11 protein-coding genes are annotated in these 12550 nt (G+C 38.8%); 2 read left to right on the plus strand and 9 right to left on the minus strand.

Annotation, left to right across the window (positions count from 1 at the left end; genetic code table 11):
* Positions 1-5 precede the first annotated feature (5 nt).
* Both tolQ and ybgC read right to left on the minus strand, forming a co-directional pair.
* Positions 6-689 (minus strand): protein TolQ, encoded by a 684-nt coding sequence (tolQ, locus tag DS885_RS14815; RefSeq protein ID WP_113820186.1) that lies wholly within the window; start codon positions 687-689, stop codon positions 6-8.
* A complete protein-coding gene (gene ybgC / locus DS885_RS14820; protein WP_113820187.1) occupies positions 679-1083 on the minus strand; it encodes a tol-pal system-associated acyl-CoA thioesterase in 405 nt (134 codons plus the stop codon). Before ybgC ends, tolQ begins: the two co-directional genes overlap by 11 nt.
* A 548-nt stretch (positions 1084-1631) precedes the next feature.
* Between ybgC and cydD the strand changes: the two genes are divergently transcribed.
* Together cydD and cydC are read left to right on the plus strand one after the other, a co-directional pair.
* Complete coding sequence (gene cydD, locus DS885_RS14825; RefSeq protein ID WP_113820188.1) at positions 1632-3443, plus strand: heme ABC transporter permease/ATP-binding protein CydD; 1812 nt, start codon at positions 1632-1634, stop codon at positions 3441-3443.
* Positions 3443-5242 carry a heme ABC transporter ATP-binding protein/permease CydC gene (gene cydC / locus DS885_RS14830; RefSeq protein WP_113820189.1) on the plus strand — a complete coding sequence of 600 codons (1800 nt, stop codon included), beginning with the start codon at positions 3443-3445 and terminating at the stop codon, positions 5240-5242. Before cydD ends, cydC begins: the two co-directional genes overlap by 1 nt.
* A gap of 243 nt (positions 5243-5485) precedes the next feature.
* On the opposite strand, the gene cydX is transcribed toward cydC, so the two are convergent.
* The 7 genes from cydX to ruvC form a co-directional block, all read right to left on the minus strand.
* The gene (cydX, locus tag DS885_RS14835; RefSeq protein ID WP_113820190.1) at positions 5486-5599 is read right to left on the minus strand and encodes a cytochrome bd-I oxidase subunit CydX; all 114 of its coding nucleotides are present in this window, start codon (positions 5597-5599) and stop codon (positions 5486-5488) included.
* A 15-nt stretch (positions 5600-5614) separates the two neighbouring features.
* The gene (gene cydB, locus DS885_RS14840; protein ID WP_113820191.1) at positions 5615-6754 is read right to left on the minus strand and encodes a cytochrome d ubiquinol oxidase subunit II; all 1140 of its coding nucleotides are present in this window, start codon (positions 6752-6754) and stop codon (positions 5615-5617) included.
* A complete protein-coding gene (locus DS885_RS14845; RefSeq protein WP_113820192.1) occupies positions 6754-8319 on the minus strand; it encodes a cytochrome ubiquinol oxidase subunit I in 1566 nt (521 codons plus the stop codon). Before DS885_RS14845 ends, cydB begins: the two co-directional genes overlap by 1 nt.
* A 705-nt stretch (positions 8320-9024) precedes the next feature.
* Complete coding sequence (gene ruvB / locus DS885_RS14850) at positions 9025-10035, minus strand: Holliday junction branch migration DNA helicase RuvB (RefSeq protein WP_113820193.1); 1011 nt, start codon at positions 10033-10035, stop codon at positions 9025-9027.
* Positions 10036-10083: 48 nt separating this feature from the next.
* The gene (ruvA, locus tag DS885_RS14855; RefSeq protein ID WP_113820194.1) at positions 10084-10707 is read right to left on the minus strand and encodes a Holliday junction branch migration protein RuvA; all 624 of its coding nucleotides are present in this window, start codon (positions 10705-10707) and stop codon (positions 10084-10086) included.
* Positions 10708-10795: 88 nt separating this feature from the next.
* Entirely contained in the window at positions 10796-11683 is an 888-nt protein-coding gene (rarD, locus tag DS885_RS14860; protein ID WP_113820195.1) for an EamA family transporter RarD, read from the minus strand.
* Positions 11684-11743: 60 nt separating this feature from the next.
* Positions 11744-12265, minus strand: coding sequence for a crossover junction endodeoxyribonuclease RuvC (gene ruvC, locus DS885_RS14865; protein ID WP_113820196.1), 522 nt, complete (start codon positions 12263-12265; stop codon positions 11744-11746).
* Between the last annotated feature and the right edge of the window lie 285 nt (positions 12266-12550).

Here is a 12550-nt window from a genome sequence, read left to right on the forward strand (position 1 = left end):
AATAGTTACTCACTCTCAGTCATTGCTTGGCGCTGTAATATCGAGGTGAACTCTTCCATTAAGTTAATGTATGAAGCTTCTAAATGACCAACTTGAGTTGAAAATTTGTTGTAAGCCATTACAGCAGGGATCGCAGCAAATAAACCCATTGCTGTTGCAATTAAGGCTTCTGCAATACCAGGGGCAACCATAGATAAAGTAGCTTGTTGCACTTCACCCAAAGCGATAAATGAGTTCATGATCCCCCAAACCGTACCAAATAAACCAATGTATGGGCTAATAGAACCGATTGTTGCTAATGCCGGTAAACCAGACTCTAGCTCGTCCATTTCGCGCGACAAGGTAACACGCATTGAACGATGTGCACCTTCAATAACGCTATCAACGTTACGACCTGGCATACGATGTAAACGTGAGAACTCTTTAAAGCCCATGTAGAATATTTTTTCACCGCCATTCACTCGCTCACTACGCGCAGCGGTTTCTTTGTATAAGCGGCTTAAGTCATGACCTGACCAAAAGCGATCTTCGAAATGTTTTAGTGCTAACTTAGAAGCCTTTAACATTCTTGAACGTGAAAAAATCAACGTCCATGAATAGATAGACATGCCTAAGAGCAATAACATAACCGTTTTTACAAGCAAACTAGCTTGTAGGAATAACCCTAAAAATGACATATCAGCGTGCACGAGTAATTACCTCAATTATTTCTGTTGGAATAGCGGTTGGTTTCATTTTATTCAAATTTACGCAAGCGATTAGAGTATCCGCCTGACAGAGAAGTTCCCTGTTTTCATTAAAAACTTTCTGCTTAAATAATAAGCTGGCTTTACGGTAGGATGCAACCTCTGTTTCTATACTTAGCAATTGATTAAATAACGCTGACTTAATACAGTCCATATCAACTTTTTTAACCATGAACGCAATCCCTTCAGCTAATAAGGTATCCTGTTGGATATCAAAATCGCGTAAAAACTCGGTGCGACCACGCTCAAAGAACTTCAAATAGTTAGCGTAATAAACAACGCCCCCTGCATCTGTATCTTCGTAATAGACTCGAACTGGTAGTGTTGACGTTAACAAACTGTTTTCCTTATGCTAATGCTATTGTGACTGGTACAAATAATAGTGGATCTAAAGGCAAATGAACATATCCATTAAAGCCTACTCAATCTCTACCATATGTAAGTTTCGTTATGATATACATAAACCCTACTTTACATAGAGTTATTTTACTAATGTGGCACTAAATACTTGATTAAAAACAAGCTCACAGCAGTGAATTGTAATTCCTATTGTATTTATTAAACGCACTCAGTATTGTGTCTGCGTATTTGTGCTTAATAAATATTTACAGATAGATCATTACATTTAAAATCATCATGTTATTAAGAGGCATTTTACAACGCAATCAGTTTTGTGTCATTTTATGCCCAAATAGACAGAAATAGCCTGTTAAGTCAGTTTATTTATAGCATCAAGGTAAATGAATAGGTCTAAAACACAACATCAAACGTACAATTATTAGTAGTTATAATAAATAAATGATCTCGATTTTACCTAAATTAAACTCTTTGATTTAACAAGTGAAATAGATCAATTAACCATGCAACACGACAATGAGCAGATAAATGGATATCCCTTTAGAAAAGCAATTAACAAAGTGGTTAAAACAACAAAAAAAGGCCTGTGGTTTTTTCCTCAATTTAACAGTGACTTTAGGCTTATTAACTGGCCTCTCTCTTTTAGTACAAGCCTATTTAATTGCATCAATTGTTCATGACATTGTCATTCTTGAACTTCCTAGACAAGCATTAAACAATGAATTTATTGCATTATTATGTTTAATTCCGGTCCGAGCTCTCTTAGCTTTTGCTCGTGAACGTGCTAGCTTCGAAGCAGGTAAACGCTTACGCTTACACATTCGTAAGTTGGTATTAGATAAATTATCAGAGTTAGGGCCTGCTTATATTAAAGGGAAACCAGCGGGTAGCTGGGCAACCATAGTATTAGAGCAAATTGAAGATCTGCACGACTTCTACGCGCGTTATTTACCACAAATGTTATTAGCCGGCTTCATCCCTCTGACCATTTTAATTGCAGTATTCCCATTAAACTGGGCTGCAGGATTAATTTTATTAACCACCGCACCTCTGATCCCTATATTTATGATCCTAGTGGGTAAAGGAGCGGCTGACGCTAACCGCAAAAACTTTAAAGTTTTAACACAATTAAGCGGCCATTTTATGGATCGTTTAAAAGGATTAAAAACCCTTAAGTTATTCAACCAAGGTGAAACAGAGTTAAACAATATTGAATCGGCTTCTGAATCATTCAGAGCAGGTACCATGGCGGTATTACGCCTTGCTTTTTTAAGCTCCGCTGTGTTGGAATTTTTTGCTGCTATCTCCATTGCAGTATTAGCCGTTTACTTTGGATTTAGCTTTTTAGGTGAACTTAACTTTGGTGATTACGGTGAACCGCTTACTTTATTCATTGGTGTATTTGTATTAATGCTAGCGCCTGAGTTTTATCAACCGCTGCGAGATATGGGGACACATTATCACGCTAAAGCTCAAGCTATAGGCGCAGCTGAAGCGCTTAAAGAGTTACTTGATTACCAACTACCAAATCAACAACAAAGCAATGCCACAGCAGCGCATTCATTCAAGCAAGACCAAACCTTAACATTACAAGCTAAAGACCTTTGTGTACAAAGCTTAGACGGGACTTTATTGGTTGGCCCTATTAGCTTTTCAATCGCTGGAAATGAGGATGTTGCCTTAGTTGGGCCAAGTGGCTCAGGCAAAACCAGCTTACTCAATGCAGTGTTAGGTTTTTTGCCTTATCAGGGCTCATTATTAATTAATGGCGTTGAGCTATCGAGTATCGATAAAGCACAATGGCGTAAAAACCTAGCCTGGTTAGGGCAAGACCCACAGCTATTTTATGGCACAGTGCGCGAAAATATTAACATGGGTGATAACTCTATTTCAGACCAAGCCATTCAATCTTACTTGCAGCAAGTCGCTATCTGGGACTTTATAAAGCAGAAGCCATTAGGGCTAGAGCATCCTATTGGAGAACAAATGGCAGGACTTTCTGTGGGTCAAGCACAACGTATTGCATTAGCCCGCGCCCTAACTAAAAATGCACAGCTATTTTTGTTAGATGAACCAACGGCAAGTTTAGATCAAGACAGTGAAACGGTGATTTTCAGCGCGATTCAACAAGCGACACAGGGGGTCACTAGTATCATGATCAGCCATCGATTAGATCAGCTACAGCAGATGCATAAAATTATCGTATTAGACAAAGGTCAAATAGTGCAACAAGGTGACTTCCAAACACTCAATAAAACACCGGGTCTATTTAATGATATGCAACAAGATATGAGTAATCTTGATCGTGCAATTTCAATGACTTCTCAGGCGGAACTATAATGACAGTATTACTTCCCTTCATTCGACTTTTTAAAACACAATGGCTAATGATGTCAGTTGGTTTATTGCTAAGCATTATCGCCCTGCTTTCTGGGATTGGTTTGTTATCATTGTCAGGCTGGTTTTTATCTGCGTCAGCAGTGGCAGGTTTAACCCTGTTAGCCACGCAAAGCTTTAACTACTTTACACCTGCAGGTGGTGTGCGTTTCTTATCGATTCTACGCACCGCAAGTCGCTATGGTGAACGTTTATCAACTCACCAAGCGACCTTTAAATTATTGACTCAATTACGTGTATGGGCGTGGCGGAAATTATTGCCGCTTAGTGCGTCGAATATGCAAGGTAAACGTCAAGGGGAAATACTCAACCGCTTAGTGTCGGATATAGATACCCTAGATCATTTGTATCTACGCTTACTTACTCCACTCTTTAGCGCTTTCTTTGTACTACTAGCGATGTTTTTCTTTGTCGCTTGGTTTGATCTAACTATTGCTATTGTATTAACCGCTAGCTTATTAGTGCTGTGGTTAGTATTACCAGTTTTATTCTATTTGTTAGGGCGTAAACCTGGTGTTCAACAATTGCATAATAAACGTCATTATCGAGTGCAGTTGTTATCATTTATTCAAGGCTTCTCTGAAATCTCTTTATTTTCAGCCACTGAACGTTTCCGTGCTCAATTAGCAGAGTCAGAACAAAAGTTATTAGCGAGCCAACAAATGACCGCTAATGTTATGGCATTTAGCCAAGCTTTGTTGATTCTATGCCATGGTTTTATTGTATTAAGCATTTTATATATCGCCTCATCGGGTGTCGGTGAATATCAACCTCCAGGGGCTATGTTGGCCATGGTTGGTTTTATGGCGTTAGCAAGTATTGAGCTATTGTTGCCAATATCAGGGGCTTTCCAACATCTATCTTCATGTATTGATGCAGCAACAAGGGTCAATGATTTATTAGAGCAAACACCTGATATTGTATTTAATGAAGAAAATGCACAACAAATTACCCGGGGTGAGATTCAACTTAATGATATCCAGTTTGCTTACCAAGGTGACTCAGTTGGTGGCGACAACTCACTTATCTTAAACAAGATAAACCTCACCATAAATGCTGGTGAAAAAATTGCCTTATTGGGTAAAACAGGTTGTGGTAAATCTACCTTATTATCGTTATTAACTCGCGAGTGGGAAGCAAACTCTGGCAGTATCACACTAGATGGCACCGCCATTGAGCAATACTCACAAGCAGCCCTCACTTCTGGCATTTCAGTCGTTAGTCAACGAGTCTATATTTTTGCAGGCACATTACGTGACAATCTGACATTGGCTCAAGCTAACACCAACCAACAAACCTTTAAAAATGCTGCAGAGCAAAAAGCTGCACGTGATATTAATGATCAAGTATTATCAGATGTACTAAAAAAAGTCGGACTCGATGCATTAACTCAAGGCGACGCTCCCTTTGATACTTGGTTAGGAGAAGGCGGTAGACAACTTTCCGGTGGCGAACAAAGACGTATTGGTGTTGCCCGTGCTTTATTACACGATGCGCCAATACTATTGCTCGATGAACCAACAGAAGGCTTAGATAAACGTACCGAGCGCGATATATTAAAACTCTTATTTGAACATGCTCAGCACAAAACATTACTGATGATCAGCCATCGTTTAACCGCGATGGATAGAATGGATAAGATCTACTTAATGGAAGAAGGCACTTTACGTAATCAAGGAACTCATCAAACACTACTTAAAACCGATGACTATTACGCCTGTTTACATAAGCACTTATGTTAATTTAATCGATAAGGTTTAAGCTGAGTGTCATCAGCTTAAACCTTTTGTTAACCGCTATTCAACGCATCACTTAAAGGCTAACCTAAGACTTCCACAAATACCTTCCTAAGGTACAAGCTTAACCTTATTACTTCCCCTTCGTGAGCCTATTATACCAATCATACTAATCAACTGATCTATACTAGAAAAAAGACAAAAAAAAGCGGTTACTTAAAAAGTAACCGCTTAATTTAAAGATCCATTTTATTGGTCTTTTTCATCCTGTTCATTAGCTTCAGTTTGTTCAAACCAAAGTCCATTGATAATGCCCAATGAACAAGCCAGTAATACACCTAAAATCCATGCAAAATACCACATAATATAATTCCTTAATTAGTACGCTGAATGTTTATATTTAACTAAAAACTCTTTACCTACACGACCAAACATCTTGATGTAACCGAAGCTGGTGTAAAGTAAAATGATAGGTAAAAATATCGCTGCAGCAATAGTCATAATGTTTAGTGTCAACTCACTAGAAGTCGCGTCCCATACTGTCAAGCTGTGACTTGGGTTTAAGCTTGAAGGCATAATGAATGGGAACATGCTCACTGCACAAGTTAGTAATACACCAAATTGTGTAATACTGGTTGCGAAGAAAGCAAAACCACTACGTTTAAAGATACTCATTACAAATGCAATTAATGGGAACAGTAAACCAACAATAGGTGCAAGCATCGCAATTGGGTAGTCACTGTAGTTTTGTAACCAAGCACCAGGTTGAATCTCTACTACTTTTGCTAATGGGTTAGACACACCATTTAAATCAAGCGCAGAGGTAATAACAAAACCGTCAATGCCTTTTGCTAACCAAAGACCAGCAAGTGCAAATAATAGCGTGGTTAATGGCGCAACAACTAATGTCACTTTACGTGCACGTTCGTACAACGCCCCTTCTGTTTTCATTTGTAACCAAGTTGAACCTTGCAATACAAATAAACATAGGCTGAATACACCCACTAACAATGCAAATGGGTTTAATAGCGCAAAGAAAGTACCTTCGTAATTAGCACGTAGGAACTCATCTAATACAAAAGGCACACCTTGTAATAAGTTACCAAATGCCACGCCAATCACGATTGGTGGTATCGTACTACCAGCAAAAATGCCCCAATCCCAGCTTGATTTCCAACGTGGGTCAGCGACTTTTCCTCGGTAATCAAAACCAACAGGTCTGAAGAACAGCGCAAATAGCGTCAACATCATCGCCACATAGAAGCCTGAAAATGCTGTTGCATAAACAGCAGGCCAAGCAGCAAAAATAGCACCAGCGGCTAATACTAGCCAAACCTGGTTCCCTTCCCAGTGAGGTGCAATACTGTTGATCATCATACGACGCTCGTCATCACTTTTACCAATCACAGGTAATAGCGTACCAACGCCCATATCAAAACCATCAGTTACTACAAAACCAATTAGTAATACACTAATTAACACCCACCAAATTAATCTTAACGTTTCGTAATCAAACATTATTTTAACTCCTGTTGGTTTTCAAGCTGCTCGAAATGATACTTACCTGTTTTTAAACTACTTGGACCGATACGAGAGAACTTGACCATTAAATAAACTTCAACAATAAGTAATACAGTGTAAAAACCAATAATAGACAGGATACTAAACCAAATTTGATCTGTTGTAAGTGAAGATACCGCCATATGAGTTGGTAATACTTCCGCTATCGCCCATGGTTGACGACCATATTCTGCAACAAACCAACCTGCTTCAATAGCAACCCAAGGTAATGGAAGACTGTATAAACAGATGCGAGCAAACAGTTTGCTTTGACCAATACGGTTGGTCGCTGATTGGTATAGTGCAAATAGGAAGATACCTAACATAGCCACACCTGCTCCCACCATGATTCTGAACGACCAGAACATTGGCGCAACACCAGGGATACTATCATCAACAGCCATTTGAATTTGCTGTTCAGTAGCATCAACTACATTCGGCGCATAACGCTTAACCAATAAGCCGTAACCTAAATCAACTTTAAGCTCTTCAAATTGTGCAATGTTTTCAGGTGTTTCATCACCAGCACGTAATTTTTGAAGTAAGCCGTATGCAATCATACCGTTACGGATACGCACATCATGCTCATCCATTAACTCTTTTAAGCCTTTTACCTCACCATCAAGAGAACGCGTAGCAATAATACCCAGTGCATAAGGAATTTTAACTGCGTAATCAGTACGTTGCTCTTCTTGGTTTGGTAAACCAATCATAGTAAATGAAGCTGGAGCTGGATGTGTTTCCCATTCAGACTCGATAGCTGCTAATTTCACTTTCTGTACGTCACCCACTTCATAACCACTTTCATCACCAAGAATGATAGTACATAAGATACCAGCCGTACCAAACGCGGCTGCAATCGCAAATGAACGCTTAGCAAATGGTAAATCACGACCTTTTAATAAGTAGTATGAGCTGATTGCTAATACAAACATCGCACCAGCAACATAACCAGAAGCCACTGTATGAACGAATTTAACCTGTGCAACAGGGTTAAATACTACGTCGGCGAAGTTAACCATCTCCATACGCATACTTTCATAGTTAAACTCTGCGCCCACTGGATTTTGCATCCAAGCGTTTGCCACCAGAATCCACAGCGCCGACATACTTGAACCAAAAGCAACAAAGAAAGTGGCTGTAAGATGTTGTAACTTAGATAGCCTATCCCAACCGAAGAAGAATAAACCAACAAAGGTCGATTCTAAGAAGAATGCCATTAGGCCTTCAATCGCTAGAGGTGCGCCAAATACATCACCTACATAATGAGAGTAGTATGCCCAGTTAGTACCAAACTGGAACTCCATGGTTAAACCTGTCGCTACACCTAGTGCAAAGTTAATCGCAAATAGCTTTCCCCAGAACTTAGTCATATCCTTATAGATCTCTTTCTTAGTCATCACATACAGTGATTCCATAATCAATAAGATCCACGATAACCCGAGGGTTAAGGGCACAAATAAAAAGTGATACATCGCAGTCATGGCAAACTGAAAACGCGATAAATCAACTATATCGTCCATTGTATTCTCCTAAACGTATAAAAATAAAATCTGTAAGTGAGTCAACCAGTAAACTCTTGCACTTTATTACTTGTTAAACCCTTGAGTATTTTGCACTGTTAAAATACCGGGCTGGCTAGGGGAAGCCGAGTATTCTAAATGGTGATAAGCTTATTTTTCTTATCCTAGATCAAAGAAAGGTTGAGTAATCAAATCAAACCTTTGACTTAGTATATTTAGCACTTAATATCTCACCATTTTGATTAATAATTGAACCTAAATCCTTCCTTTAAAGATGCTTAAAAAACCTGCTAAAAAATAAATTTTATAAGTTTTTTGGACCTCGAAATTTACACAATAAAAAACACATTTTACGGCTTGTTTGTTAATTTTATGTTGCCTATAGAAGTTAACAGGATGTTACGTTAACCCTTGCAAAACAAGCATGTAACCTAGCTTTAACATCTGACTTAAATCGCCTAAACTTAATTCTTTATACTGCGAAACATGATCTAGATCAAGCCCGACAAGCACTTTAAAATGACAATTTCAGGCTTTTATAAATCATAGAAAAGCTCAAAAAACATACCGCAAATTTATGGTTTATTTGCGGATTTAAAATCCTAAAAAATTACTGGGGTTTAGAAACAAAAAACAGCTCTGCTTGAGCTGTTTTTACATAAAAGTGATATACAAATTGGTGGGATGTTAGTGGTTAAATTTAGCTTATTCGGTTTTAGGCTTGTCAAAACCAAAATGAAGGTAAGTACGGTTAGTGGCAATACGACCACGTGGTGTACGTTGTAAAAACCCCTGTTGAATAAGATAAGGCTCTAAAACATCTTCAATGGTTTCTTTTTCTTCACCTATTGCTGCCGCTAAGTTATCTAAACCTACTGGACCACCTTGGAAGGTATCTAAAATAGCCATCAGTAATTTACGGTCCATATAATCAAAACCTTGTTGGTCCACTTCCAACATATCCAATGCTTGTTGCGCAATCGCCGCATCTATCGCCGTGGCTTTTTTAACTTGAGCATAGTCTCGTACTCGACGTAATAGTCGGTTAGCAATACGAGGTGTACCACGAGAGCGGCGCGCTACTTCAATTGCACCAGACTCTTCCATGCTCAGCCCTAAATGAGTTGCACTACGCATTACAATTTTAGTCAACGATGTTAAATCATAATATTCCAAGCGTTGTACAATACCAAAACGATCACGTAATGGAGAGGTTAGGGACCCAGCACGAGTGGTTGCACCGATTAAGGTAAAAGGAGGTAAATCTAGTTTAATAGAACGTGCTGCTGGACCTTCACCAATCATAATATCTAATTGGTAGTCTTCCATGGCAGGGTATAAAATTTCCTCCACCAGTGGGCTTAAACGATGTATTTCATCAATAAATAACACATCATTTTCTTCTAAGTTAGTCAGTAGCGCAGCTAGATCACCGGCTTTTTCTAAAATAGGCCCAGAGGTGGTTTTAATATTTACATCTAACTCATTGGCAACAATATGCGACAAAGTCGTTTTACCTAAACCAGGGGGACCAAAGATAAGCAGGTGGTCTAATGCTTCTTCACGCTGTCTCGCCGCTTCAATAAAGATCTCCATTTGTGCATTAACTTGAGGTTGCCCTTCGTAATCAGCTAATAATTTTGGACGGATTGCTCTGTCTATTAAACTATCATCTATTTTTTGGGTACCTGAAATCAGGCGATCTTCTTCTATCATGGAGTTACTCTATTGGTTTAGAAAGTCAGCTAGCTTAGTGGATAATGATTACATCATATTCTTTAATGAACTACGAATGATGGCTTCACAATCCATCCCTTCTTGATACACACCCTGTACGGTTTTCTCAGCAACAGCTGGTTTGTAACCTAAAGCAATTAACGCGCTGATCGCTTCATCTTTAGCATTACCACTCACAAAGGTATTCTCAAAATCATTGGTCAGTGACAATTTATCAGATTCAGGTGTTAATAGATCTGACCCACCCCAGTTTTTCAGGCGATCTTTCATTTCCACCACTAAACGTTCAGCGGTTTTCTTACCAACACCCGGCAATTTAACCAAAGTCGTTACTGCGTCATTGTTAATACATTGTACAAACTGGTTTGCAGACATACCTGATAAAATAGCTAAAGCTAATTTAGGGCCTACACCGTTAACTTTAATCAGCTCACGAAACATTGCTCTTTCATGCTTATCAGCAAAGCCATATAGCAATTGAGCATCTTCACGCACGACAAAGTGCGTATAAACAATGGCTTCTTCACCTACCGCAGGTAAAGGGTAAAATGAGCTCATCGGTAATTGGATTTCATAACCCACACCAGATACATCTAATAATATTTCAGGTGGTTGCTTCTCTAATAAAATACCACGTAACAATCCAATCATAGTGCCTTTACCCTATTTCAATCAGTTTCAACTTAATCATAGTAACAAGCATAAAAAACAACTGAGTAAATATCCAGTATTAGTTGTTTTATTTTAACCAGCGTGTGACTTTATTTTCAAACACAAAGAGTAATATTCCAGTCCATATACAAGCAAAAGTGAATAATTTAACTAATGAAACAGGCTCTTCGTATAGAAACACTGCCAAAACGAACATTAATGAAGGCCCTAAATATTGGAAAAAACCAAGTGTAGATAAAGGCAAGCGTAACGCAGCTTGTCCAAAACATATTAAGGGCAGTGCCGTAACAACACCTGCCAGCATCAGAAACACATTTAATGGCCATTCATTATTGAACAGATTAGATGTTTCACTGTGAGCAACTGTAAGTAGATAAATCATAGCAATTGGCAACACCACCAGCGTCTCTAAAAATAAACCAGTGATAGCCTTAACCTTTACTTTTTTACGTAATAAGCCATAGAAAGCAAACGTGAAAGGCAATACTAAAGAAACCCAAGGTAACTCACCTAATTGCCAGGCTTGTACAGAAACACCGATAAAAGCTAAAAACACCGCAAACCATTTTAAACGAGATAAACGTTCACTTAAAAAGACCAAGCCTAGTACGACATTAACAATCGGGTTAATAAAATAACCTAAGCTAGCCTCAAGCATTTTTCCGTTATTAATTGCCCAAATAAACACTAACCAATTACAGCTGATCAATAATGAAGTAACCACTAGCATTAATAAGCTTTTATATTGCCGACATACCGACATTACATTCTGCCAATCTTTTAGGTAACTCACTAATAAAGCCGTTACGACGACGGACCAAATCACTCGGTGAGATAAAATCTCATAGACCGATATAAAATCTAAATATTTAAAATAAAGCGGTGCAATACCCCAAATAAAATAAGCAGATAGCGCATATAACACGCCAACCTGGGTTTCAGATAGTTTATTCATTTTTTATTGGTTTTCCGCACCTTGATATCACTCCTTGATAACAAAACACTTGAGAAGAACTTAACGGAAACGTCCACGCACCGTTTTTTTAACTTGTCCAGCCATTGCCACCAGAGATTGTGCTGTATGTGCATGACAAATGGCAACCGCTAACCCATCTGCAGCATCAGCCTGTGGTCGACCTGATAGATTTAACACCTGCATCACCATCGATTGCACTTGTTCTTTAGTAGCACCACCAGTACCCACAACAGCTTGTTTAATTTGGCGAGCGGAATATTCACAAACATATAAGTCTGACTGAGTAGCAGCAACAATTGCCGCCCCTCTCGCCTGTCCAAGCTTTAATGCTGAATCTGGGTTCTTCGCCATAAACACTTGTTCGATAGCAAACTCAGTGGGTTGATATTGTTTAATAATCTCGGCCACACCATCAAAGATCATATTAAGTTTAGGTGCTAATGTTTCGCCCTTAGTACGGATACAGCCGCTCGCAATATAGATGCAACGACTACCTTTTTGTTCGATAACCCCGTAGCCAGTAATACGTGACCCTGGATCGATACCTAATATAATGCTCAAAGAGACTCCATGCTTTATGCTGATGGCCCAAATACAGACCTAGATGGCAAACACCTGAATGCGGTGTTTCAATTGCAGACATCATAAACTATTTCGTATCAACTCGGCATAATGAAATAGCAAGTTTATTTAGAATCAAATAATTACAAGCTAACGTAAACAAAGATAAAGCCGTAATAAGCATTATAATAATACCAATTTTATTAAATAACTGATCTAAGTTTTGCGCCGGAAAAATGGCTTAGTTTGAGGCGTAAGTTGATGTAAATGGTTGTTCCCTAGGCG

This window comes from Psychromonas sp. B3M02, assembly GCF_003318165.1.
Lineage (GTDB): Bacteria > Pseudomonadota > Gammaproteobacteria > Enterobacterales > Psychromonadaceae > Psychromonas.